The sequence below is a fragment of the Propioniciclava sp. LT294 genome, from assembly GCF_059516005.1.
The window spans coordinates 61,430-85,190 of record NZ_JCAKNG010000007.1 but is presented as its reverse complement, the minus strand read 5'-3'; the positions used below and the strand labels follow the sequence as shown (position 1 = coordinate 85,190).

Here is a 23,761-nt window from a genome sequence, read left to right as displayed (position 1 = left end):
TACGCGCATCCGCGCGGCTGGCGGAAACCGAGTCCGGCGGCGGGGGCGTGTGGGGCAACTCTCAACCAGTCCTCCACGTCTGGGCTAACGTCGTTTGCCTCGACCGTTGAAATGGGTTGGACTGGCCCTGCCCACTCCACATGATTCCGGGGATGCCCATGTCTCGCCAGCCTCGCAGCTTCGTTGTTGCACTCACGACCTTCCTGTTGCTGCTGTCGCCGCTGGCTGCGTTGCCGGCCCAGGCCGCGCCGAACGTGCACGCCAACCAGAAGGCTCACACCGCCACCCAGAAGCTGGCCCGGACGAACGCCAAGCTGGGACTGCCCGGCGAGGGAAAGACGGTCCCGCGCCCGGGCGGGAAGGCCACCGCGTCGTCGTTGCCGAGCGCCACCCCGGACGTGGCCGCTGCGGCGTCCGGTGCGGTCGTGCAGTTCGCCGAGATGGCGCTTTCCGAGGACGTCGGCGTCGTCGGCGTGACGTTCGACCAGCCCGTCGCGGACGACGTGGCCGTCTACGTGCGCCAGGTGGACGCCGGAACCCCCGAGGCGTGGACCGCCTTGGAGATGGACACGTCGTCCGAGACGGCGACAGCGCCCCTCTCCACCGAGCCGATCGTCGTGAGCGGAGCGGGGTCCGTGCAGGTCGCCACCCTCTCCGCGACCCCCATGACCGCGACACTGGCCCTGTCCACCTCCGCGACGGTCGCTGCGGATACCACCACCTCCGACCTCGCTTGGACGGACCCGGAGATCCGAAGCCGCTCCTCCTGGGGTGCCCGGCCGCCCAAGTACGAGTACACCAAGGGCATCGTGACGGGCGCGATGATCCACCACACGGCCGGCACCAACAACTACACGGCTGACCAGGTGCCTGCGATTCTTCGCTCCATCCAGGCGTTCCACATGGACACGCGGGACTGGAACGACATGGCCTACAACGTCCTCGTCGACAAGTTCGGGCGTGCGTGGGAGGGCCGGGGTGGGGGCGTGGACAAGGCCATCGCGGGTGGTCACGCTTGGGGCATCACGAACAACCGCGTCTTCGGCATCTCGATCATGGGCGACTACGAGACCGTCCAGCCATCGGCCGCCGCCCTCGACACGGTCAGCAAGGTCATCGCCTGGAAGTTCCGGATCCATGGCGTCGACCCGAACAGCAAGACCTGGGGTTCGGGCGGCCAAGACGGTGGGGACATCACGCTCAACGCCCTTTCCGGCCACCGCGACGAGAACGCGACCGCCTGCCCCGGCCGGTACGTCTACGCGCAGTTCTCGACCATCAAGACGAAGGTCGTGAACTACCTCGCGACGAAGTACCCCAACACCGGCCTCGAGGGCTACCGTCCCGGCAACCTGATCTCGGACGAGCGCTTCTTCGACGGCGCAGGGCTAACCGAGCAGGAAGCCCGTGACTTCATCGCGGCCAAGGGGAGCACCTGCGTGCCCGGCGCGGACGGCACCCCCTGCCTCAAGGACTACGTGGTCACGATCCCTGCGACCCCGGCGACGCAGTACTGCGCGGCCCTGCCCGGCGGTGAGACGGACGCCGCGGGCGTGATCACCCAAGTCGGGCAGGTGTGCGGCATCAATCCCGAGGTGATGCTTGTGCTGATCCAGAAGGAGTCCGGCCTGGTGGGGGCCAGCAGGCCGACCGCCACGATGTACTCCAAGGCCACGGGCGCGGGGTGCCCCGACTTCATGGCCTGCGACGCGGGGCTGGCGAGCTTCTTCGGTCAGGTCTACGGCGCGGCCGAGAAGTTCCAGAAGTACAAGGCCAACCCCGGGGCCTACCCGGTCAAGGCCAATGGGACTCCCCAGACCGTGCGCTACAGCCCGGAACCGAGCTGCGGCTCGGCGACCTTCGTCGTCGAGAACCAGGCCACGGCCGGCCTCTACACCTACACGCCGTTCACGGCCAACGCTGCTGCGATCAACGCCGTGTCCGGCGCGGGAGACGCGTGCTCGGCCTACGGCAACCGCAATTTCTACCGGCTGCTGAGCACGTGGTTCCCGACCGCTCCGTCCTCATGGACCGCGGCGCTGCCCGAGCCCGCTTCCACCGTGACGCCGCAGTGGGGCGCCATCTGGGCCAAGGCCAACGCGCTCGGTGCAGCGGCGACCGGCGCCGAGAAGGGCCCGGTCGTGGACGCCGGGAACGGTTGGTTCTCCAAGCCCTATGCCAACCTGGCCATCCTGTGGGCGCCGGCAACCGGTCCCGGGGTCGTTTCCTTCAAGGACACATGGGGGACCGCCGACGATACCTACACGGTGCCCTCGACCCCCGGGGTCGCCTACGCGGTGAATGGCACCGTTCAGGGACCGGGGACCTATCCCGCGCTGGGCACGGTGACCGTGACCGCCACGCCCCAGGTCGGCTACGCGCTGACGGGCACGACTTCCTGGTCGAAGGCCTTTACCGGCGTGGCATCCCCCACCCCGACTCCTACGTCCACTCCGGCGCCGACTCCCACCCCGACTCCGATGGTGAGCCCGACGCCGACTCCGTCGGTGTTGGCACCGTCGACGGTGGTCGTCCGTCGCTGGTTCACGCCCATCGACAAGGACTGGGTGACGATTCCCGAGGCATCGGGTCAACCGTCCGCCGCGCAGTTGAGGTCGTGGGGATACACCATCGGGTCGGACCCCCAGTACCGGGCTTCCCTCACCGGTGGAACGGGGATGGTGGCGGTCTATCGCTGGTGGCACCCCAAGGACCACGACTGGGTCGACATGCCCGCCTCGGGCACGCCGGATGCGACGATGGTCCGTTACGGCTACACCATCAAGACGTTCCAGTTCCACCTCTGGACCACGGGGGGTTCGGGCCGCGTCGCCGTGAACCGCTGGTTCCATCCGAAGGACAATGAGTGGGTCACCATCCGGCAGGACGAGATCTCCGACGCCACCCTGAAGTCCTGGGGATACGGCGCGAAGACGCTGGTGGGCTACGCTCCGCTCGCCTGAGCGCACCAAGAAGACGGGCCCGCTGGTTGTGCACGTACGGAGGTCAGATCGACAGCAGGGTGTCCGCAATGATGTGGGAAGGTGACTCGGGCAGTTCCACGGGGGCGCGGCGGAAGTCGCGCCACGTCTTCAGGAACAGGTCGAGGATGTTGAGGTCGAGGTGCGTGAGCAGCACATTCTCGCCCAGACCTTGGTGCCGTTCCGTGCGCTCGCGATGGATCGCAGCCGGCGTCCCGAGCGCTGCGCACTCCTCCTGCAGGCCCCCGGAATCGGTGACGACGAAGTCGGCGCGTGCCAGGATCGGCAGGAACCTCGCGTAGGGCCGCTTATCGATGGCTCGGAAGCGCTCACCGTCGAACAGGCCGTCGAGCCCGAGCTCCTTGAGGCGGTCCTTCTCGGCATGGCCCAGGACCATGACCAGCGGGTGGCTGGCGGAGCGCTTCGCGAGCAGCCGCACGATGGCGCTGAACTCCTCCGAGTTGCGCAGCAACTCGAAGCGGTGCAACGTCACCAGACCGAAGTGCTCCGGCAGGTCGACGCCCTCCAGGTTCGTGTGGTCGACACTGTGCAGCGCGTCGACGACGGTGTTGGCGCCCGTGAGGATGTACTCACCGGGTGCCTTCGCGGCGCGCAGGTTGTCCACTTCGCGCTGGGTGGGCGCGAAGTGCACAGTCGTCAAGCGTCCTACCACGCGGCGGTTCAGCTCCTCCGGGAAGGGGTTCAGGGCACTGCCACTGCGGAGGCCCGCCTCCACGTGCGCGACCTTGGCCCCCAGGAAGCGGCCGAGCGCAGCCCCGAAGACGGTGGAGAAGGTGTCGCCGTGGACGACGACGATGCCCGGGTGTCCGTCCGCCACGAGGTCGGCCTTCAGCTCGGGGCGGCTCGTCGCAACACTGCGGGCGAGGCGCAGCGCCCACACCGGAACCTGTGCGGACTTGGAGACGTGGACTCGGTGGGCCTCGTCGATCAGGTAGCGGTCGGGGCTGGGTACGTCCAAGTCGGCGAGGCTCTGCTCCACGCCGGTGACGTGCTGGCTGGTGCTCCAGAGCTTGAAGGGGCGGCCGGCCTCACGCAACGCACGCATGACAGGTGCGACCTTGATGAGCTCAGCGGTGGTCCCTGCGACGAACACGATGGTCATGAATGGCCGCCTCGAATGGGTGGTGACGTTGTTTGTACGATGGTACCGGCCCTATCGAGAGGTTCTCATGTCGTCGATCCACACCTTGGGCGTGGTCATGCCCTGCTACAACGAGAGGGACTGGGTGCGTCGCTCGGTGGCTGCGCTCGAGGCCGCGGCGGCCGCTGCCGACTGGCCGTTGGACGTCGTGGTGGTCGATGACGGCAGCACTGACCCAGAGACCGTCGCCACCCTCGACCAGTTGGCCGAAGGAGGTCGCATCCGACTGCTGCGACAGCCCAACGGCGGACGCCTCGCCGCCCGCTCCGCGGGGCTGGCTGCGCTGGGAGCCGGGCAGGTCCTGCTTCTGGACAGCCGCGTCATTCTCCACCCGGGCGCCCTCGTCACCCTGAAGGCTCAGCTGGAGGAGGCGCCCGGATCGGCCTGGAACGCCCACGTCGACGTCGTCACCTACCGCAACCCATGGGCCGCCTTCTGGGGTGGCCTCACCAAGATCGGCTGGCGGGCCTACTTCGCGCAACCGCGCCGCCTCAGCTTCGGACCGGAGGACTTCGACCGGTACCCCAAGGGGACAGGCGCGTTCTGCGCCCCGGTCACGGCTCTGCAGCGCGCCGCATCCGGTTTCTCGTCCTTGTACGAGGACGCGACCTTCGCGTCCGATGACACCAAGCTGCTGCGCAACGTCGCCTCCGACCTGCGCATCAACATGGACCCGGGCTTCGCGGTGGACTACCACGGCCGGGACTCGGCGTCGCGCTGGGCCAAGCAGGTGCTTTTCCGTGGGACGACCTTCGTCGACTCCTACGTCCGTACACCGCGTCAGGCGGCGGTCATCGGGGCGGGGCTGGCCGTGGTCGTGCCCGCCGCCGTCGTGGCCTTGCTGCGGTGGCCCATGGCCACCGTCGGTGCTATGGCCGCCGGATCTGCCGCGGCCTCCGGCGCGGCCGCACGGTGCGGCGGAACCCGCGATGAGACCCTGTGGACGGGCGTCCTTCTGGCACCGTTCACGGCCATCTTCGGGGCCGGATTCGTCCGTGGGCTGGTGATGGCCCTCCGCGCCGCGTTCCGGCGTCGATGAGCGGGCCTGGCCCCGCTGCCGAGGACGCCACGCCGCTCCCGGAGGACTCGGCCGGCCCCTCCCCGGACGCCATGCCCACAGGCCGTCGTCGCGGGCAGGTCCTGTCGCTCGGGATGGCCCTGATCCTCTCGAGCGGATTGGGCTTCGTCCTGTTGGCGATCGTCGCCCGCTGGCTCACCCAGGACCAGAACGCACTCTTCCTGAGCGTGTGGGGGATCGTCTTCGGCTTCGGGAGCGTCCTTGCCTCCTCGGAGCAGGAGATCGCCCGGCAGACCGCTGTCGCGCGGCTCGAGGGGCGCCCTGCCCCGGCGTCCGTGGGTCAGTGGACGCTCACCGGGCTTGCCGCCACTGGCGCGACGCTCCTCGTGCTCGCCCTGGTCGCCCGTGACCGGATGTTCCTCGACTCCTGGTCGTTGGTCGCCCTGACCGCACTCGCGCTCATCGGGTTCGCCGGGCAGTTCCTGACCCGTGGTCTCTTCCTCGGCGGCGGGTCCACCGGGGCGTACGCGGCGGTCGTCGTGCTGGAGGCCGCACTCCGCGTGGTCCCAGCAGGGCTCCTCCTGGTGCTCGCGGTGCGGCCCTCCATCGACGGAGCTGTCGCTGCGGTCGTCCTCGGGTGCTGGGGATGGGCCGTCCTGTGGCCGCGATTGCGCGGTCGTGTGGATGTCCACGGTCACCGTCAGCCTTGGGGGAGAGTGGCCGCGGGGCTCGGGACGCTCGCGGCGGGCAACGCACTGTCGAGCCTCGTGCTGACGGCGTTCCCGACATTGGTGACCCTCATGCTGGGGTCTGGAGGTCTGGCGGTCCTGTTCGCCGTCGTGACCCTGTCCCGCGTGCCGCTGGTTCTCATGTCGCCCGTCCAGGCGATGGTCGTGCCCGTCGCAGTGGAGTACCTCCACGCGGGACGAGCCAGCGCGCTGGCCGCCTTGCAGATCAAGGGTGCAGTCCTGATGGCCGCTGCGGCGGCGTTCCTGGCAGGAAGCGGCTGGGTCCTGGGTCCATGGGCCGTCCGACTCCTCTTCGGAGCCGACTATGCAGCCGCACCCGCCACGGTCGCCGTAGCCCTGGCCACCAGCGCTGTCATCGCGCTGGCACTCATGCAGGTCGCGGTGTTCATCGCACTTGAGCGGTACCCGTTCGTGGCCCTGACCTGGGGACTCGCCGTGGGCGCCGCCGTGGCGGTTCTCGGCCTCTGGCCCGCCGAGCCGGAGCTCGTGGGCCTCACGGCTTTTGCTGCCGCCTCCGTCACTGCCTACGTCGTGAGTGGGTTGTTGCTCCGGGCGTCTCTGGCCCGCCGCTGAGGATCAGGAACATCCCGTGATGCGGTAGAGCTTGGCGTGCCCCTCTTGGTCGACCAGCTCGAAGCCCTGGGCGGTGGCGAGCTCGTCGAGCCCCGGATAGGGGTGGGAGGCCCCGTGAACCTCCTTGGGGCCGAAGTCGAGGACGTACGTCACGTGCGCCGCATTGAGCACCGGGCAGACGGCCGGGTTGCTGGCCAGTTCGTCGAGATGCCGAGCTGCCATCACTCGCGCGGGGGTGTCTCCGTAGAACATGTGGGGTGCCAAGGCCATGCGGCCGGTGAGGGCGTAGACGAGGGCTGAACCGTTCCAGGGATTCGTCGCCACCACGGCGTCCGCCGGGACCTGCGCGGGGAGACGCATGAGCAGCGCGTACTCGTCGCTGTCGATCAGGGGGGCGTCGGGTGTCACGGCGTACATGGATGAGGCGCGCTCCACGGCGGCATCCATCCACTTGGTTCGCTGGGTCGTGACGACGAGCGCGAGGACGAGCACAAGGGAGAACACCAGCATCCAACGGCCCGGAAGGAACGGCGGCCCCGAACGCCTCGCCAGCCGTGCTGCGATCAGCCCGACCAGGGCGTCCAAGCCGACGACCGCCAAGGGAACGGCTACCAGGGCCAGAGTGGCCGAGAAGCGAATCGAGTCTTGGTACCAGGGTCCGGTGAGGAACAGGCGCAGCCTGCCCGGGCTCCAACTGGAGACCACCACCCAGAAGAAGACGACGACCAGCCAGGATCCCACCATCCAACCCAGCCCTCTGCGCCATGCTGCCCACAGACCCACCAACATGAGGAGGCTCCCGGTCCACGTGGGGCCGAGCCACACGGGAGCGTTCACCAGGGCGTGACCGACGGCGGACTGCTCGTTCAGGGGCGGCGGCCAGTCACCCACGGAGACCGGGGGACGCAGGATCTTCCAGGCGACCACGGCAACGCCGAGCGCTGCCACGGTGGACAGGATCCTCAGCATGGACGCGGTACGGCTGGCAGTCCCATCCCGCCACATCCGGATTGCCCGCCAAGCCATCGTCAGCAACATCGGCGCGGCCACGAGGAGCAGCGCCATCCCGGCGTTCGGGTGGGAGAGGAGCAGGCCGGGGGCGCCCAGCACGCCCAGGGCCACGCCCCGCTGCCACGGCAGCCAGCGCTCCCTCCCCAACCCCAGCCACTGGGTGCCGAGGCCGACCAACGTCGGGAGCAGGGCGTACCCGAGCAGGTTCGGGTAGAGGACACCGAAGTCGAGCAGGAGGAGCGGGAAGAGCGGGAACGAAGCGGCCAGAACCCCCGCCCCGAGCACGGTGGCGGGGTGGGGGCGGAGGGCTGCGCGGATCGCGAACAGCAAGGACAAGGGCCAGGCCCAGCTCACGATGACAACGAGCACCGCGTTGACGGAGTGCGCGATCGGGGCGCCCGTCGCGAGCATCACCGCGGCGCTCAAGTCGTGGAAGGCTGCGGGGTAGAACGTTCCCAGACCTGACGTCGGCTCCACGCCGGCGTTGAGCTTGGCGAGCGTGAGTGAGGAAGCATTTCCGCTGTCCACGATGTAGCGGATGGCGTTGAGGTGCCAGACGTTGTCGAAGGTCTGGGAGAAGGCGTCCGGCGTGTCGAGCACGTTGCGCATGTGACGTAGCCACAGGACGGTCGCCAGTGCGGTGGCCAGGTACCACGGCAGGTCACCCGCGTGCCAGACGTCACGTGGCGCAAGGGCCTTGGCCTCCCGAGGCGCCAGGCGTCCGGCGGCCCAGCCCGCAGCCACCATGGCCGCTGTCAACGCAGGGACGAGCATCCACCACGGGAACGGCTGCGGCGTCCCGAGGACACCGGACAAGGCGATGATCGACACGGAGATGAGGGGGGCGGCGGACAGGGCCGCGAATCCGCGGAGCCCGCTGGCCAGCGTGACGAGCAGTCCAGGGATGGTCGTCAAGGCGAGCGCGACCAGCGTCGGAACGAAGAGGGCGGTCCAGCTCACGGGAGCCGCTCTCGGCGCTCGTGGCGGTCGATGGCCTCGCGCAGGATCGCGACTTCCTCAGCGAGGCGACGGGTCTCGTCCTCGAGCTTGGAGGACTCCAAGGACAGGTGCAGGCAGATGCCCATCAGCATCAGGATCGCCATGAAGAAGAGCAGGTTCGCTGGGATCTGGAAGCCGAGGGCGAGGCTCAGGGTCGTCAGCAGGCCGGGCCAGAGCGCGAGGACGACGATCGCCAGGCCGATGACGCCCCACAGGGCGACGTACTTCTCGCGAAGACGTCCGCTGCGGAGTACGACGAAGAGGGTGACCACGACGGAGGCTGTGAGCACAAGCGTGGTGACGGTTAACGCGCTCATCGTTCGCCCCCCGGATCTTTCTTGCGCGTTGCCGCGATAAGGAGGGCGAACATGGCACGGATCAAGTAGACCGTGGCTCGCCACGGGCTGGCCGAGGGGGTCCCGCCTTGCCTGGGCCGCATTGAGACGGGCACTTGCGTCACGGTGTGTCCCATCCTTATGGCGGTCATGAGTGAGTCGATTGTGTCGCCCAAGTACTCAGCGGGGAAGTGGAGTGTGTACTGGCGGATGGTCCGCCGGTTGGCCGCTCGGAAGCCGCTGGTGACGTCTGTGAGCTTGGTGTGCGCCGCAGAGGACATGGTTGCGGCCAGTAGTGCCATGGCCCAGCGACGGGGTCCCCGTACTTCGTAAGTACCCTCGCCGGCGAAGCGGGCGCCGATCGAGATGTCGGCTTGTGCCAGGCCTGCGAGAACCTTAGGGATGTCTGCCGGGTCGTGTTGACCGTCGGAGTCGACCTGTATCACTTGGTCGTAGCCCTCGCGCCAAGCGTATTTAAACCCCGTGCGCATCGCCCCGCCGACACCCATGTTGTAGGGAAGCGTGAGAACAATCGCCCCAGCTTTGCGCGCCAAGTCACCAGTGGCGTCGGTGGAGCCGTCGTCCACCACCAGGAGGTCGACATCGGGCACGACCCGCAGCACCTCCTCAACCGTCTCGGTGATCACCGCTGCCTCGTTCCAAGCTGGCATGACTACCAGAGTGCGAGGGCTCGCTTCGGGTGTCTGTTCAGGCGGCACGCCGTCAATGCTACCGGCCCGAAGGGCGCGAGCTGTCGAGCAGCACGGCGAGGGTGCGCGCGCATGCCCACATCTCGGGATGACCTGGACCAAGGGACGGGATTATTGGTCCCTACTACCCAATGTAGGAGGTTGGCTGGCACCATAGTCCACATGAGCCCACGAACCATCGGTGTGACCGAAGTTGCTCTGCGCGATGCGCACCAGTCCCTTATGGCGACTCGCATGGCCCTCGAGGACATGGTGGACGCCTGTACCGACATCGATCAGGCCGGCTATTGGAGCGTGGAGTGCTGGGGTGGTGCGACGTACGACGCCTGCATCCGGTTCCTGAACGAGGACCCGTGGCAGCGCCTGCGGACGTTCCGTGAGCTCATGCCGAACAGCCGCCTGCAGATGCTCCTGCGTGGCCAGAACCTGCTCGGCTACCGCCACTACGAGGACGGCGTCGTCGAGCGCTTCGTGGAGAAGTCGGCCGAGAACGGCATGGACGTCTTCCGGGTGTTCGACGCCCTCAACGACCCCCGCAACATGGCCCAGGCCATGCAGGCGGTGAAGAAGACGGGCAAGCACGCCCAGGGCACCATCTGCTACACGATCTCCCCGCTGCACACGACCGAGGGCTACGTGAAGCTGGCCGGCCAGCTGCTCGACATGGGGGCGGAGTCGATCGCGCTGAAGGACATGGCCGCGCTGCTGCAGCCTCAGGCCGCCTACGACATCGTCAAGGGCATCAAGGACACCTACGGCGACGTCCAGGTCAACGTCCACTGCCACTCCACGACCGGCGTGACGCTGGTCAGCCTCATGAAGGCGATCGAGGCCGGCGCCGACGTGGTCGACACCGCGATCAGCTCGATGAGCCTCGGCCCGGGGCACAACCCGACCGAGTCCTTGGTCGCCATGTTGGAGGGCACCGGGTTCACCACGGACCTCGACATGGACCGCCTGCTGCGGATCCGTGACCACTTCGCGAAGGTGCGCTCCAAGTACGCGCAGTTCGAGTCGGCGACGCTGGTCGACACCGACATCTTCTCCAGCCAGATCCCGGGCGGCATGCTCTCGAACATGGAGAGCCAGCTCAAGGCCCAGGGAGCGGGCGACCGCATCCGTGAGGTGATGGAGGAGGTGCCGCGGGTCAAGGCGGACGCCGGCCACCCGCCGCTGGTCACCCCGTCCAGCCAGATCGTCGGCACGCAGGCCGTCTTCAACGTCCTGATGGGCAAGTACAAGGTGCTGACGGGCGAGTTCGCCGACCTGATGCTCGGCTACTACGGCGAGTGCATGGGCGAGCGCAACGCCGAGGTCATCGAGATCGCCCGGGCCCAGGCCAAGAAGGAGCCGATCACCGGGCGTCCGGCCGACCTGCTCGAGCCCGAGTGGGACAAGCTCGTCGCCGAGGCGACCGCGCTGCCCGGCAACGACGGCAGCCACGAGGACGTCCTCACCTACGCAATGTTCCCCTCGGTCGCGCCCGGGTTCTTCGCCAAGCGTGCGGAGGGGCCCAAGAACGTCGGCAAGACGCCCGAGCAGATGGCCGAACAGGCCACGGCCCAGGGCGACAGCGATCGTGCCGTGAAGGGCCCGATCACCTACAAAGTGTCCCTCGGTGGACGCGAGCACAACGTCGTCGTGGAAAGGGCGTGACGAGCATGGCCAAGAAGATCCTTGCCATGGACGAGCAGGTGGCCGCACTCAACAAGGCGCGCGTCGAGACCCGCAAGGGTGGCGGCGAGAAGCGGATCGAGAAGCAGCACCATGACGGCAAGCTGAGCGCGCGCGAACGCGTCGCGGCCCTGGTGGACGAGGGCTCGTTCCAGGAGATCGGCCTGTTCCGCCGCAACCGGACCACCGCGTTCGGCATGGCCGAGGCCGACATGCCGGCTGACGGCGTCGTGACCGGCACCGCCACGGTGCTGGGGCGTCCGGTGCACATCGCCAGCCAGGACTTCACCGTCGTCGGCGGCTCCGCCGGTGAGGTGCACAGCCTCAAGGTCGCGCAGATGATGGACGCCGCCCTCAAGTGCGGCACGCCCTTCGTCTTCATCAACGACTCCGGCGGCGCCCGCGTCCAGGAGGGCATCGACTCCCTCCACGGCTACGGTGCGATCTTCCACACCAACGTGAAGCTGTCCGGGGCGGTCCCGCAGATCTCGATCATCGCCGGCCCCTGCGCCGGCGGCGCCGCCTACTCCCCGGCGCTGACCGACTTCATCATCCAGACCCGCAAGGCCCACATGTTCATCACGGGCCCCGGTGTGATCAAGCAGGTCACCGGTGAGGACGTGACCGCCGACAGGCTGGGCGGCGCGGACACCCACATGGCCGTGTCCGGGGTGAACCACTTCGTGGTCGACGACGACGAGCAGGCGATCCTGGTGGCACAGAAGCTCCTCAGCTTCCTGCCGCAGAACAACACCGAGGATCCGCCCATCATCGACCCCGATCCGTACGTGGACCACGACGAGACGATGTACGACATCGTCCCCACCGACGGCAACAAGGGGTACGACGTCCGGAAGGTCATCGCCCGCCTGGTCGACCACGCGGACTTCCTCGAGGTCCAGGCCGGTTACGCGCAGAACATCGTCGTCGGCTTCGCCCGCATCAACGGCCGCTCGGTGGGCGTCGTGGCGAACCAGCCGCAGGCGATGGCGGGCGTCCTCGACATCAACTCCTCGGACAAGGGCAGCCGGTTCATCCGGTTCTGCAACGCGTTCAACATCCCGCTGGTCACGCTGGTGGACGTCCCCGGGTTCCTGCCCGGCGTCGCCCAGGAGGCGGGCGGCATCATCCGCCACGGCGCGAAGATGCTGTACGCGTACGCCGCCGCGACCGTCCCGAAGATCACGGTCGTGCTCCGCAAGGCGTACGGCGGCGCCTACCTGGCGATGTGCTCCAAGGACATGGGCGCGGACACCGTCTTCGCCTGGCCGACCGCCGAGATCGCGGTCATGGGTGCCGAGGGCGCGGCCGCGGTGGTCTTCCGCAAGGAGATCGCGGCAGCCGACGACCCGGCGGCCCGGCGCGCCGAGCTCGTCCAGGAGTACAAGGACACCTACTCCACGCCGTTCGTGGCCGCCTCGCGCGGGCTCGTGGACGACGTCATCGACCCGGCGGACACGCGCCGCTACGTCGCCATGCAGCTGGAGATCCTCGTCAACAAGCGTGAGCTCAGGCCGGCCAAGAAGCACGGCCTCGGCCCGGCCTGATCGGAGGAACCATGTCCGACGACATCAACGCCGAGCTGCTCGCAGCGGTCAAGAAGCTGACCGACCGCGTCGAGGGTCTCGAGGCCGAGATCAAGAGCATCAAGCTGCTGAACGCGCAGAACGTGCCCGAGGAGGTGGTGGTCGCCATCTCGGCGGCCGTCGCCGCCTACCTCGGCCACCGCGCCAAGCGCCGCCAGGCGCACTTCACGCGCTCCGCCGCGTGGCAGTCGACCACGCGTCTGTCCCAGCACGACCGCACGCCGCTCCACCTGCGGTGACCCGAAAGGTACAACCATGAAGCTCAAGGTGACCGTCAACGGCATTCCGTACGACATCGAGGTGGACGTCCAGGAGGAGGAGAAGCACCCCGTCGGCTCCATCGTGATCGGCGGCGCGGGTGGCATGAACACGCCCGTGGCGTCCACGGCGTCCGTTCAGGCGACCTCCGCCAACGCCGTCACCGCGCCCCTGTCGGGCTCGGTGTCGCGCATCCTCGTCGAGGAGGGCCAGACCATCAAGGCCGGGGAGGTCCTCTGCGTGCTGGAGGCCATGAAGATGGAGACCGAGATCACCGCGCCGGCGGACGGCACGGTGGCCCGGATCCTCGTCGAGAAGGGTGAATCCGTCGCCGGTGGCGATGCGCTCATCGAGTTGGGCTGATCCGTCCGGACGCGCGGGGTGGCACAATCCCCGCGTGACCAGTGCCCGTTTCGACGACCTGCGCCCCCCGGGGCGCAGGTCGTTCCGCCTGTCCGGGCTGCTGGAGGAGTTCAGCGCCCACACTCTCGACGAGGTGGTGCCGGCACTGCACCGGGCCGCGGACGCGGTCGCCGCCGGCCGGTGGGTCGCGGGCTTCGTGGCCTACGAGGCTGCCCCCGCCTTCGATCCGGGGATGGCGGTGCGGAGCCTCGACGGGACGCCACTCGCGGGCCTGCCCCTGGCGTGGTTCGCGGTGTTCGTCCGGCGCGAGCACGCGGACGCCCCGAGTCACACGGCAGGGGACTTCCTGACCGGCCCCTGGGAGCCCGCCATCGACGCCGCCCGCCACGGCGCCGATGTGGCGACGATCCGCGAGCGGATCGCCCGGGGCGACACCTATCAGGTGAACCACACCTTCCGGCTGACGGCGCCCTTCACCGGCGAGCCCGCCGCCCTCTACGGACGCCTCGCCGGCGCCCAGCGCGGCGGCTACGGGGCGTTGCTGGAGGCCGGGCGGTGGGCGGTGGCGTCCGCCTCGCCGGAGCTGTTCTTCGAGTGGTCGGGCGGGCGGCTCGTCTGCCGCCCGATGAAGGGGACCGCCCCCCGGGGACTCGACGAGGCCGAGGACGTGGGGCGGCGTGCCGACCTGCTGGCCTCGGCGAAGGACCGGGCCGAGAACCTCATGATCGTGGACATGGTCCGCAACGACCTCGGGCGGGTGGCGGTCCCCGGGACCGTCGGCGTCCCGGACCTGTTCGCCGCCGAGAAGTACGACACCGTCTGGCAGCTGACCTCGACCGTCACGGCGACCCCCCGGCCGGGGACCACCCTCGCCGACGTCTTCACCGCCCTGTTCCCGTGCGCCTCCATCACCGGCGCCCCGCGGAGTTCGACCATGGGGATCATCGCCGAGCTCGAGACCACGCCGCGGGGCGTCTACTGCGGCGCGATCGGCTTCGGCGGCCCGGGCCCGGGCGGGCCCGCGTGGGCCTTCAACGTCGGAATCAGGACCGTGCTCGTCGACCGGGACGCCGGGACCGCTTGGTACGGCACCGGCGGCGGCGTCACCTTCGACTCCACGCCCGCCGGCGAGTACGCCGAGGCGCTGCTGAAGGCGGAGGTGCTGCGCCGCCCGCCCAGCGACGTCAGCCTGCTCGAGACGATGCTGTGGACGCCTGTGTCCGGGGTGGCGCTGCTGGAGCGCCACCTGGCCCGGCTGGCGGCGTCCGCCCGCTACTTCGACATCCCGCTCGAGGTGTCCACCGTCCGTGCGGTTGTCGCGGACGCGGTGGCCGGCCGGACCACGCCCGCGCGCGTGCGGCTGGTGCTCGACCCCGATGGGACGACGTCCGCCGTGGCCTCGGACGCCCCCGCGCCGCGCGAGCACCCCGTCCGGGCGGCGCTGGACACCGTGGCCGTGGACAGCCGCGACGTGTTCGCCCGCCACAAGACCACCCGCCGCACGACCTACACGGACGCGGCGGCCCGGCACCCGGACGCCGAGGACGTCATCCTCGTCAACGAGCGCGGTGAGGTGACCGAGACCACCGTCGCCACGATCGCGGCCCGGCTGGACGGCCGCTGGGTGACACCGCCGCTGGCGTCCGGCTGCCTTGCGGGCGTGGCCCGGGCCGAGGCGCTCGCGTCCGGGCGCCTCACCGAGCAGGTGCTCACGCCGGCCGACCTGCGGCGCGCGGACGCACTCGCCCGCCTGAATGCCCTACGCGGCTGGGAGCCCCTCGTGCTCGTCGACCCCCAGTGACCCCGGCATCGTCGGACCGACTCAGCCGCGATGCACCTTGTGGTTGGCCGCTTGGGCCACCGGGCGCACGACGAGGCGATCCACGTTGACGTGCGGGGGCCGCGAGGCGACCCAGGCGATCACCTCGGCCACATCCTCGGCCACCAGCGGATCGCCGACGCCCTCGTAGACGGCGTCGGCGCGCTTCTGGTCACCACCGAACCGGGTCAGCGAGAACTCCTCGGTCCGGACCATCCCGGGTGCGATCTCGCACACACGGACCGGCTCCCCGCACAGCTCCAGGCGCAGGGCGCCCGCCAGCATGCGCTCGCCGGCCTTCGCGGCGTTGTAGCCCGCGCCCCCCTCGTAGGCGGCCTCGGCGGCGGTGGAGGTGACGAAGACGACGGTTCCCCGGGCGTCACGCAGGGCGGGGAGCAGGGCCTTGGTCACGCGGCCGGTGCCGAGGACGTTCGAGGAGTACATGGTCTCCCACGCCTCGAAGTCGGCGTCCGCGAGGGGCTCCTGGCCGACGGCCCCGCCGGCGTTGTTCACCAGCAGGTCCAGCCGTGGGCCGACGGCCTCGGCCAGCAGGGCGACGTCGTCGGGGTCGGAGACGTCGCAGGAGACGGCCACTCCGCCGATCTCCCCGGCGAGGTCCTGCACGCGTTCGAAGCGCCGGGCCGCGCAGAAGACGCGGTAGCCCTCGGCGGCGAGTGCGCGTGCGGTGGCAGCGCCGATCCCGGAGGATGCGCCCGTCACAACGGCAGTCCTGGTCATGCGACGAGCCTAGCCCCACGGTGGGGCCGGGCGGCGTGGGTAGGCTCCCCGCATGGGCGACCTGCTGCTCGACATCCCCGGGTCCCACGGCACCCGCACCGTGAAGCTGACCAACCCGGACAAGGTGCTGTGGCCCGCCACGGACGCCGGACCGGCGGTGAGCAAGCGCGCGCTGGCCGACTACCTGCTCTCCGTGGCGGAACCCTTCCTGCGGATCAACGGCGACCGTCCCATGACCCTGCAGCGCTTCCCGGAGGGCATCGAGGGCGAGGAGTTCTTCGCCAAGCGGCCTCCGGCGGGCGCGCCCCAGTGGCTCAACCGGGTCATGTGCACCTACCCGAGCCGACGTCGTCACGAGCAGCTGACCTTCGACGAGCCGGCCGACCTCGCCTGGGCCGCGCAGATGGCGACGATCACCTTCCACCCCTGGCCGGTCCGGACGGCCAACCCGGACAACCCCGACGAGTTCCGCATCGACCTCGATCCACAGCCCGGCCGCGACTTCTCCGACGCGGTGGAGGCCGCGCTGGCCCTGCGCGAGGTGATGGCCTCGGTCGGGCTCACCGCGTACGCCAAGACCTCGGGCAACCGGGGCGTCCACGTGTACGCGCGCATCGAGCCGACGCACGAGTTCCAGGACGTCCGGCACGGGGTCATCGGCGTCGCGCGCGAGCTGGAGCGGCGGTTGCCCGACCTGGTCACCACGTCGTGGTGGAAGGAGGAGCGCGGCGAGCGCGTCTTCGTCGACTTCAACCAGGCCAACCGGGACCGGACCATCGCCGGGGCCTACTCGCCGCGTCCGCTGCCCGGTGCACCCGTGTCGACGCCGCTGTCCTGGGACGAGCTGGCGGACGCCGACCCGCGCGACCTGACGGTGTGGACCGTCCCGAAGTTGCTGGCAGACCGGCCCTGCCCGTGGGCGACCCTGGATGACGCGCCGGGCGACCTGGCCGGCGCACTGGGGCTCTGGGAGGCCGACCTGGCGCGGGGCCTCGGCGAGCTGAACTTCCCGCCCGACTACCCCAAGATGCCCGGCGAGCCACCACGCGTCCCCCCGAGCAGGCGCAGGAAGGATCGTGCCGAGAAGGACTACCTCGCGCCCAAGGCGGAGCGTGACGCCGAGTGGGGGACACCGATCGTCCCCCCGTTCGGACCGATGCTGGCCAAGCTCGTCAAGGACTTCCCGACGGGCGACGTCCTGTTCGAGCCCAAGTGGGATGGCTTCCGGACGATCATCTGGCGCTCGGGGGACAGGGTCGAGCTCGGATCGCGCAACTCCCGGCCGATGACGCGCTACTTCCCCGAACTGGTGGAGGCGGTGAAGGAGAACTTCCCCGACCCGTGCGTGATCGACGGCGAGATCATCCTCATCGATCCGACCCGCGGCGACCGGCTCAACTTCGACCTCCTGCAGCAGCGGATCCACCCCGCGGCGTCCCGCATCAAGAAGCTCAGCCAGGAGACGCCCGCCGCCTTCGTCGGGTTCGACCTGCTCGCGTGGGGGAGCGACAACTGGGCGGAGAAGCCCTTCCGAGAGCGCCGCAAGGGGCTGGAGAGGGCCTTGGCGAAGGCCAGGCCGCCCATCCACCTGACCCGGGCGACCGACGACCGCGAACTCGCCGAGCAGTGGTTCGAGCAGTTCGAGGGCGCCGGCCTGGACGGCGTCATCGCGAAGCCGCTGGACGCGCCGTACGCCGAGGACAAGCGCGTCATGTGGAAGATCAAGCACGAGCGCACCGCCGACTGCGTCGTCGCCGGTTACCGCCTCTACAAGGACGAGACGGACGCCATCGGCTCGCTCCTCCTCGGCCTGTACACGCCTGAGGGCACGCTCAACTCGGTGGGGGTCATCGGTGCATTCCCCCGGGAGCGACGCCGCGAGCTCTTCGCCGAGCTCCAGCCGCTGGTCACCGAGTTCGCAGGCCACCCGTGGGCCTGGGCCGAGCCCGAGGGGGACAGCCCCGACAACCGCGACCAGTCCTTCCCCCGGACACCGACGGCCGCGGCCCACTCGCGGTGGAACGCGAAGAAGGACCTCACGTTCACGCCCCTGCGCCCCGAGCGGGTCGTGGAGGTGCGCTATGACCACATGGAGGGCCACCGGTTCCGGCACACCGCCCAGTTCGTGCGCTGGCGTCCGGACCGCAACCCGTCGAGCTGCACCTACGCGCAGCTCGACGAGCCGGTCAGCTACGACCTCGGCGACGTCCTCGCGGGGTGACCCGGCTCCGGCTCAGCCGGCGAACGGGTCGGTGAGCCCCACGTAGACGGTGTCGAGGTACTCCTCGATGCCCTCGGGGCCGCCCTCCTTGCCCAGGCCCGAGTGCTTGAACCCGCCGAAGGGCGCCGCGGCGTTCGACGTGCTGCCCGAGTTCACGCCCAGCAGCCCCACCTCGAGGCGCTCGCTGAGGCGCAGCACCCGGGAGAGGTCGTTGGTGTACACGTAGCCGGCCAGCCCCACCTCGGAACGGTTGGCTCGCTCGATGACCTCGTCCTCGGTCTCGAACGTGGTCACGGGCGCGACCGGGCCGAAGATCTCCGACGACAGGATCGGTGCGTCCGCGGGCACGTTGCCCAGCACGGTGGGTGCGTAGAAGAAGCCGGGGCCGTCGACCGCGCAGCCACCGGTCTCCACCGTGGCGCCCGAACCGACGGCGGCCTGCACGAGGGCATCCACGTCGTCGCGCTGCGTGGCCGAGACGAGCGGGCCCACGTCGACGCCGTCGTCGAGGCCGTTGCCGATGCTCAGCGAGCCCAGGCGCTCCGCGAAGCGGCGGGTGAACTCGTCGGCGACCGACGCGTGCACGAAGAAGCTGTTGGACGCCGTGCACGCCTGCCCGATGTTGCGCATCTTGGTCCGCACGGCGTTCTCGACCGCCACCTCCAGGTCGGCGTCGCCGAAGACGATGAAGGGTGCGCAGCCGCCCAGCTCCATCGAGGTGCGCAGCACGTTGGACGCCGCCTCCTTCAGCAGCGCCTTCCCCACGGGGGTGGACCCCGTGAAGGAGAGCTTCCGCAGGCGCGGGTCCTGGATGATCGGCCCGGTCACCGGGCGGGCGTCCTCGGTGGGGACGAGGTTCACGACCCCGGCCGGCACCCCGACCTCGTCGAGGACCCGGACGAAGGCCATGGAGGTCAAGGGCGTCAGGGCGGCCGGCTTCAGGATCACGGTGCAGCCGGCGGCCAGGGCCGGGGCGATCTTGCGCGTGGCCATGGCGAGTGGGAAGTTCCAGGGCGTGATGAACAGGCAGGGGCCGACGGGCCGCCTCACGGTGAGGATGCGGAGGTTCCCCTCGGGGGAGGGGACGTAGCGTCCGTTGAGCCGGACCGCCTCCTCGGAGTACCACCGGACGAACTCCGCCCCGTAGGTGACCTCGGCGCGGGCGTCGGACAGGGGCTTGCCCATCTCCAGCGTCATGAGGGCGGCGAACTCCTCGCCCAGGGCGTGGATCCGCTCGAACGCGGCCCGGAGCAGGTCCGAGCGCCGGCGAGCGGGCGTGCGGGCCCAGGCCTCCTGGGCGTCGGCGGCTGCGTCCATGGCCGCGCGCCCGTCCTCGGCCGAGGCGGACGCCACGGTGGTCAGGACCTCGCCGGTGGCGGGGTTGTGCACGTCGAACCGCGCACCGGTCGATGAGGGCCGCCACTCACCCCCGATGAACAGCTCGGTCGGGGCGATGGCGAGCGCCCGGTCCTCGATCCCTGTCCGCGTCGTTGCGTCAGTCACGGTTCCTCCTGCTGGTAGGTGAGGTGATACCTCCATGGTCGTGGACGGGGGTTGACACCCGCGACCACGAATGAGATGGTATTCGAAATCGTATACCACTTCATGGACGAAGTGAAGCGATCCCCAAGACCCCCTGACCGGCGCCCCGGACCGACAAGGAGATGCTCATGGCCGAGCAGCACATCGCCCAACACCTGGTGCTCAACGAGAAGCGCAAGGAGGACCGCAAGGTCGCCCTCGCCACCCTGATCGGTACCGCCGTCGAGTGGTACGACTACTTCATCTACGCCAACGCGGCGGCCCTCGTCCTCGCCCCCCTCTTCTTCACCCCGTTCGTCGAGTCGATGGGCCCGACCGGCGCACAGATCCTCTCGTTCGCCACCGTGGGCGTGTCCTTCTTCTTCCGCCCGCTGGGCGCCATGGTGGCCGGCCACCTCGGCGACAAGCTGGGCCGCAAGATCATGCTGGTCCTGACGCTCGTCCTGATGGGCGTCGCGACCGCCTTGATCGGCCTTCTGCCCACCTATGCCCAGATCGGCGCGACGGCCCCGATCCTGCTGGTGGTCCTCCGCATCCTGCAGGGCTTCTCCGCCGGCGGCGAGTGGGGCGGCGCGGCCCTGATGGCCGTGGAGCACGCCCCCGCCAAGAAGCGCGGCTGGTTCGGCGGCTTCCCCCAGATCGGCGTCCCGCTCGGCATGCTGATGGCCACCCTGGTGCTGGCCGTCCTCAGCGCCACCACCACCCAGGAGCAGTTCCTCGACTGGGGCTGGCGGGTGCCGTTCCTGCTCTCGATCGCACTGGTGGCCATCGGCTTCTGGATCCGCCGCGGCGTGGAGGAGTCCCCGGTGTTCCAGGAGATCAAGGCCGAGGACGAGCAGGTCCACCTCCCCATGGTGCAGATGTTCCGCTACTCCGGCAGGCAGGTCCTCAAGGGTGCCCTCACCTTCGCCGGCAACAACGCCATGGGCTACATGATCACCGGCGGCTACATCCTCGCCTACACCACGGCGACGCTGAAGATGGACCGCACGGTCATGCTGAACGTGATCTCGCTCGCCGCGGCCTTCTGGATCGTCACCACGCTGGTGGGCGCCTGGGTCTCTGACCGCATCACCCGCAAGCGCACCTACCAGATCGGCTTCGTCGTCATGCTCGCGATGGTCGTGCCCATGTTCCTCGCGATCGACACCGCCCAGCCGTGGATCGTCGCCGTCGGCATGCTGGCGATGACGGTGGCCCTCGGCCTCACGTACGGCCCCGCCTCCGCCATGTTCGCCGAGATGTTCCCGGCCCGGGTCCGCTACTCAGGCGCCGGCATCACCTACGCGCTGGGCTCCATCCTGGGTGGTGCCTTCAGCCCGATGATCGCGGCCGCTCTGTTCGCGCAGTTCCACACCAACATGGCCGTGGTCATCTACCTCGGGACGATCGCGCTCGTCGCCCTGGTCGCCGTCACGACGATCAAGGACCGCACCGGCCAGCCGCTCGACAAGGACGCCCACGACATCGAGGGCCAGGACGAGCTGGAGCGGGACCTCGCCACCCATCCCGAGCAGTTCGAGCACGCCCGCCCGGTCACGTTCGACCAGGACGCCGGATACTGATCCCGGCCCGACCAAGGAGTCTCCTCATGGATGCCATCACCCAGGTCCTCGGGCATCGGCCCGGCAAGGTCATCGCGGTCCACCTCAGCTTCCGTTCCCGCGCCGAGCAGCGGGGCAGGGTCCCGGCCCATGCCTCCTACTTCATGAAGGCGTCCTCGTCGCTCTGCGGCCCGGGAGAGGTGGCACGCCCGGCCGGCACGGAGCTGCTGGGCTTCGAGGGTGAGGTCGCGGTGGTGATCGGGACACGGGCCAAGGACGTGGCCCCCGCGGAGGGCTGGTCCCACGTCGGATGGATCACGGCCGCCAACGACCTGGCCCTGCACGACCTGCGCAAGGCCGACCGCGGCTCCAACGTGCGCAGCAAGAGCGGAGACGGCTACACCCCGGTCGGGCCCGTCCTCCTCGAGGCCGACCGGCTGGACCCGGCCGCGATCCGCGTGCGGACGTGGCTGGACGGGGAACTCGTCCAGGACGACTCCACCGCCGGGATGCTGTTCTCGATCGGCGAGATGGTGGCCGACCTGTCCCGGTTCATGACGCTCGAGCCGGGCGACGTGATCCTGACCGGGACGCCGGCGGGCGCTTCGGTCGCCCTGCCGGGGCAGCGCATCGAGGTCGAGGTGTCCTCGGACGCCGACCCCTCGGTGACCACCGGACGCCTCGGCACGCTGGTCACCGAGGGGGCCGCCCTGGCCCCGTGGGGCAGCCCGCCCGAGGTCGACGACGCCCAGCGTTCGGACGCCTGGGGCGTCGAGGTCACCACGCCCGCCGCCGGGGGGTTCGAGCTGACCGACGACCTCCGGGCGCGGCTGGCGTCCGTGGCGGTCGCCACGCTCTCGGCCCAGCTGCGGCAACGGGGCTACAACGAGGTCTCCATCGACGGCGTTCGACCCCTGGCGCCCGGCAGGACGATGGTCGGGTGCGCCCGGACCCTGCGGTACGCGCCGTTCCGCCCCGACCTCTTCAAGGCCAGGGGTGGCGGCTACAACGCCCAGAAGCGCGCCATCGACACGGTGGGTGAGGGCGAGGTGCTCGTCATGGACGCCCGCGGTGTCGACAACGCCGGCACCCTCGGCGACATCCTCGCCCTGCGCGCCCAGGTGCGCGGAGCGGCCGGGATCGTGACGGACGGCTGCGTCCGCGACCACTCCCTCGTCGCCGCGCTCGACCTGCCCGTCTGGTCGGCCGGTGGGCCGCACCCCGCCGTGCTCGGACGCCGCCACATCCCGTGGGAGACCGACGTGGACGTCGCCTGCGGCGGCGCGCTCGTCCAGGTCGGCGACGTCATCGTCGGCGACGACGACGGCGTGCTGGTGATCCCGCCGAGCCTCGTGGTCGAGGTACTCGAGGCCGCCGAGGCGCAGGAGGACGAGGAGGCCTTCATCGCCGAGATGGTCCGGGCGGGGAACTCCGTTGACGGCCTCTACCCCCTCGGCGCCGCCTGGCGCCCCCGCTACGAACAATGGCGCTCCGACAAGCGCTCCGACAAGCGCGCCGACAACCGGAACTGACGAGAGGAACCCGACATGTCCCTGCGAGACAAGCTCAGCGGTGCGATCGCGCCGCTCTTCACCCCCTTCACCGCCGAGGGTGCGGTCGACCACGCCTCCCTGACCCGCATGGTCCAGTGGCAACTCGCGAACGGTTCTGCGGGGGTGTCGATCGGCGGTTCCACCGGCGAGCCCTCGTCGCAGACGATCGCCGAGCGCGCCGACGCCATGCGTACCATCAGGGCCGCACTGGGCGACTCTGGCGCCGCGTTCGTGCCCGGCACCGGCAGTGCCAAGCTGGACGAGACCCTCGAACTGACCGCGATCGCCCAGGAGATCGGGGTGGACGCCGCCCTGATCATCACGCCGTACTACGCGCGCCCCACCCAGGAGGCGCTCTATCAGTGGTACGCCACGGTCGCCCGGGAGTTCCCCGACCTGCCACTCATCGCCTACAACGTCCCGAGCCGCACCGCGGTCGAGATGGCCCCGGACACCTTCGCCCGTCTCTTCCGTGACTTCGACAACATCGTCGGCATCAAGGAGACCACCAAGGACTTCGAGCACTTCTCCCGCACCATGCACCTGTGCGGGCAGGACCTGCTCATGTGGTCGGGCATCGAGCTGCTCTGCCTGCCGCTGCTCCCCTTGGGTGGCATCGGCTTCATCTCGGCCCTGTCCAACATCGCGCCCCGTGCGGTGGCCGACACCTACGCGGCCGCGGTCGCCGGCGACTGGGACCGCGCCCGCGAACTGCACTACGGGGTCCACCCCCTGGTGGACCTCCTGTTCGTCGAGACGAACCCGGCCCCGGCGAAGTGGCTCATGGCCGAGCGGGGGCTCATCGCCAGCGGGACCGTCCGCCCGCCCCTCATCGGCCTCACCGAGGGCGGGCAGGCGCGGGTGCGCGCGCTGGCCGACGAGGCGTCCAGCTACCTGACCGACGTGAACTGACCCGGGCAGCCCC

The 23,761-nt window shown here is 69.8% G+C and carries 18 protein-coding genes; 12 read left to right on the top strand and 6 right to left on the bottom strand.

What is annotated here, in order from left to right:
- The first annotated feature begins 158 nt into the window (after nucleotides 1-158).
- Nucleotides 159-2,963, top strand: a complete 2,805-nt coding sequence (locus AC5YDA_RS10645; protein ID WP_496192968.1) for a peptidoglycan recognition protein family protein — start codon at nucleotides 159-161, stop codon at nucleotides 2,961-2,963.
- A 43-nt stretch (nucleotides 2,964-3,006) separates the two neighbouring features.
- On the opposite strand, the gene AC5YDA_RS10640 is transcribed toward AC5YDA_RS10645, so the two are convergent.
- Entirely contained in the window at nucleotides 3,007-4,104 is a 1,098-nt protein-coding gene (locus AC5YDA_RS10640) for a UDP-N-acetylglucosamine 2-epimerase (protein ID WP_496192967.1), read from the bottom strand.
- 67 nt (nucleotides 4,105-4,171) lie between these two features.
- Here AC5YDA_RS10640 and AC5YDA_RS10635 point away from each other — a divergent pair, with 67 nt between their 5' ends.
- Nucleotides 4,172-5,182, top strand: a complete 1,011-nt coding sequence (locus AC5YDA_RS10635) for a glycosyltransferase family 2 protein (RefSeq protein WP_496192966.1) — start codon at nucleotides 4,172-4,174, stop codon at nucleotides 5,180-5,182.
- A complete protein-coding gene (locus AC5YDA_RS10630; protein ID WP_496192965.1) occupies nucleotides 5,179-6,483 on the top strand; it encodes a lipopolysaccharide biosynthesis protein in 1,305 nt (434 codons plus the stop codon). The genes AC5YDA_RS10635 and AC5YDA_RS10630 overlap by 4 nt, the downstream gene beginning before the upstream one ends.
- A gap of 3 nt (nucleotides 6,484-6,486) precedes the next feature.
- Here AC5YDA_RS10630 and AC5YDA_RS10625 read toward each other — a convergent pair whose 3' ends face one another.
- The 3 genes from AC5YDA_RS10625 to AC5YDA_RS10615 are packed head-to-tail and all read right to left on the bottom strand — an operon-like array spanning nucleotide 6,487 to nucleotide 9,547.
- Nucleotides 6,487-8,454, bottom strand: coding sequence for a DUF6541 family protein (locus AC5YDA_RS10625; protein WP_496192964.1), 1,968 nt, complete (start codon nucleotides 8,452-8,454; stop codon nucleotides 6,487-6,489).
- Complete coding sequence (locus AC5YDA_RS10620) at nucleotides 8,451-8,810, bottom strand: DUF2304 domain-containing protein (protein ID WP_496192963.1); 360 nt, start codon at nucleotides 8,808-8,810, stop codon at nucleotides 8,451-8,453. The genes AC5YDA_RS10625 and AC5YDA_RS10620 overlap by 4 nt, the downstream gene beginning before the upstream one ends.
- Entirely contained in the window at nucleotides 8,807-9,547 is a 741-nt protein-coding gene (locus AC5YDA_RS10615) for a glycosyltransferase family 2 protein (protein WP_496192962.1), read from the bottom strand. The genes AC5YDA_RS10620 and AC5YDA_RS10615 overlap by 4 nt, the downstream gene beginning before the upstream one ends.
- A 153-nt stretch (nucleotides 9,548-9,700) precedes the next feature.
- Here AC5YDA_RS10615 and AC5YDA_RS10610 point away from each other — a divergent pair, with 153 nt between their 5' ends.
- Genes AC5YDA_RS10610 through AC5YDA_RS10590 form a run of 5 tightly spaced genes read left to right on the top strand, consistent with a single transcriptional unit; the run spans nucleotide 9,701 to nucleotide 15,220 of the window.
- Nucleotides 9,701-11,194, top strand: a complete 1,494-nt coding sequence (locus AC5YDA_RS10610) for a methylmalonyl-CoA carboxytransferase subunit 5S (protein ID WP_496188398.1) — start codon at nucleotides 9,701-9,703, stop codon at nucleotides 11,192-11,194.
- A gap of 5 nt (nucleotides 11,195-11,199) precedes the next feature.
- Nucleotides 11,200-12,759, top strand: a complete 1,560-nt coding sequence (locus tag AC5YDA_RS10605) for an acyl-CoA carboxylase subunit beta (protein ID WP_496188418.1) — start codon at nucleotides 11,200-11,202, stop codon at nucleotides 12,757-12,759.
- 11 nt (nucleotides 12,760-12,770) lie between these two features.
- Entirely contained in the window at nucleotides 12,771-13,037 is a 267-nt protein-coding gene (locus AC5YDA_RS10600) for a hypothetical protein (RefSeq protein WP_496188399.1), read from the top strand.
- Nucleotides 13,038-13,053: 16 nt separating this feature from the next.
- Nucleotides 13,054-13,419, top strand: a complete 366-nt coding sequence (locus tag AC5YDA_RS10595; RefSeq protein WP_496188400.1) for a biotin/lipoyl-containing protein — start codon at nucleotides 13,054-13,056, stop codon at nucleotides 13,417-13,419.
- A gap of 34 nt (nucleotides 13,420-13,453) precedes the next feature.
- On the top strand, nucleotides 13,454-15,220 hold the full coding sequence (locus tag AC5YDA_RS10590; RefSeq protein ID WP_496192961.1) for a chorismate-binding protein: 1,767 nt from the start codon (nucleotides 13,454-13,456) through the stop codon (nucleotides 15,218-15,220).
- A 21-nt stretch (nucleotides 15,221-15,241) separates the two neighbouring features.
- Here AC5YDA_RS10590 and AC5YDA_RS10585 read toward each other — a convergent pair whose 3' ends face one another.
- Nucleotides 15,242-15,976, bottom strand: coding sequence for an SDR family NAD(P)-dependent oxidoreductase (locus tag AC5YDA_RS10585; protein WP_496192960.1), 735 nt, complete (start codon nucleotides 15,974-15,976; stop codon nucleotides 15,242-15,244).
- A gap of 52 nt (nucleotides 15,977-16,028) precedes the next feature.
- On the opposite strand from AC5YDA_RS10585, the gene AC5YDA_RS10580 reads away from it, so the two are divergent.
- A complete protein-coding gene (locus tag AC5YDA_RS10580; RefSeq protein ID WP_496188403.1) occupies nucleotides 16,029-18,197 on the top strand; it encodes an ATP-dependent DNA ligase in 2,169 nt (722 codons plus the stop codon).
- A gap of 12 nt (nucleotides 18,198-18,209) precedes the next feature.
- On the opposite strand, the gene AC5YDA_RS10575 is transcribed toward AC5YDA_RS10580, so the two are convergent.
- A complete protein-coding gene (locus AC5YDA_RS10575) occupies nucleotides 18,210-19,700 on the bottom strand; it encodes an NAD-dependent succinate-semialdehyde dehydrogenase (RefSeq protein WP_496188404.1) in 1,491 nt (496 codons plus the stop codon).
- 167 nt (nucleotides 19,701-19,867) lie between these two features.
- On the opposite strand from AC5YDA_RS10575, the gene AC5YDA_RS10570 reads away from it, so the two are divergent.
- Genes AC5YDA_RS10570 through dapA form a run of 3 tightly spaced genes read left to right on the top strand, consistent with a single transcriptional unit; the run spans nucleotide 19,868 to nucleotide 23,748 of the window.
- Nucleotides 19,868-21,304: an MFS transporter gene (locus AC5YDA_RS10570; protein WP_496188405.1), complete on the top strand. Its 1,437-nt coding sequence runs from the start codon at nucleotides 19,868-19,870 to the stop codon at nucleotides 21,302-21,304.
- A gap of 26 nt (nucleotides 21,305-21,330) precedes the next feature.
- Nucleotides 21,331-22,815, top strand: coding sequence for a fumarylacetoacetate hydrolase family protein (locus AC5YDA_RS10565; RefSeq protein WP_496188406.1), 1,485 nt, complete (start codon nucleotides 21,331-21,333; stop codon nucleotides 22,813-22,815).
- 15 nt (nucleotides 22,816-22,830) lie between these two features.
- Complete coding sequence (dapA, locus tag AC5YDA_RS10560; protein WP_496188407.1) at nucleotides 22,831-23,748, top strand: 4-hydroxy-tetrahydrodipicolinate synthase; 918 nt, start codon at nucleotides 22,831-22,833, stop codon at nucleotides 23,746-23,748.
- Nucleotides 23,749-23,761: the final 13 nt, after the last annotated feature.

Bases quoted from the DNA above. Each gene is read 5' to 3' on its own strand.
- AC5YDA_RS10645 (WP_496192968.1), top strand. From the start codon at position 159: ATGTCTCGCCAGCCTCGCAGCTTCGTTGTTGCACTCACGACCTTCCTG.
- AC5YDA_RS10640 (WP_496192967.1), bottom strand. From the start codon at position 4,104: ATGACCATCGTGTTCGTCGCAGGGACCACCGCTGAGCTCATCAAGGTC.
- AC5YDA_RS10635 (WP_496192966.1), top strand. From the start codon at position 4,172: ATGTCGTCGATCCACACCTTGGGCGTGGTCATGCCCTGCTACAACGAG.
- AC5YDA_RS10630 (WP_496192965.1), top strand. From the start codon at position 5,179: ATGAGCGGGCCTGGCCCCGCTGCCGAGGACGCCACGCCGCTCCCGGAG.
- AC5YDA_RS10620 (WP_496192963.1), bottom strand. From the start codon at position 8,810: ATGAGCGCGTTAACCGTCACCACGCTTGTGCTCACAGCCTCCGTCGTG.
- AC5YDA_RS10610 (WP_496188398.1), top strand. From the start codon at position 9,701: ATGAGCCCACGAACCATCGGTGTGACCGAAGTTGCTCTGCGCGATGCG.
- AC5YDA_RS10605 (WP_496188418.1), top strand. From the start codon at position 11,200: ATGGCCAAGAAGATCCTTGCCATGGACGAGCAGGTGGCCGCACTCAAC.
- AC5YDA_RS10600 (WP_496188399.1), top strand. From the start codon at position 12,771: ATGTCCGACGACATCAACGCCGAGCTGCTCGCAGCGGTCAAGAAGCTG.
- AC5YDA_RS10595 (WP_496188400.1), top strand. From the start codon at position 13,054: ATGAAGCTCAAGGTGACCGTCAACGGCATTCCGTACGACATCGAGGTG.
- AC5YDA_RS10585 (WP_496192960.1), bottom strand. From the start codon at position 15,976: ATGACCAGGACTGCCGTTGTGACGGGCGCATCCTCCGGGATCGGCGCT.
- AC5YDA_RS10580 (WP_496188403.1), top strand. From the start codon at position 16,029: ATGGGCGACCTGCTGCTCGACATCCCCGGGTCCCACGGCACCCGCACC.
- AC5YDA_RS10570 (WP_496188405.1), top strand. From the start codon at position 19,868: ATGGCCGAGCAGCACATCGCCCAACACCTGGTGCTCAACGAGAAGCGC.
- AC5YDA_RS10565 (WP_496188406.1), top strand. From the start codon at position 21,331: ATGGATGCCATCACCCAGGTCCTCGGGCATCGGCCCGGCAAGGTCATC.
- dapA (WP_496188407.1), top strand. From the start codon at position 22,831: ATGTCCCTGCGAGACAAGCTCAGCGGTGCGATCGCGCCGCTCTTCACC.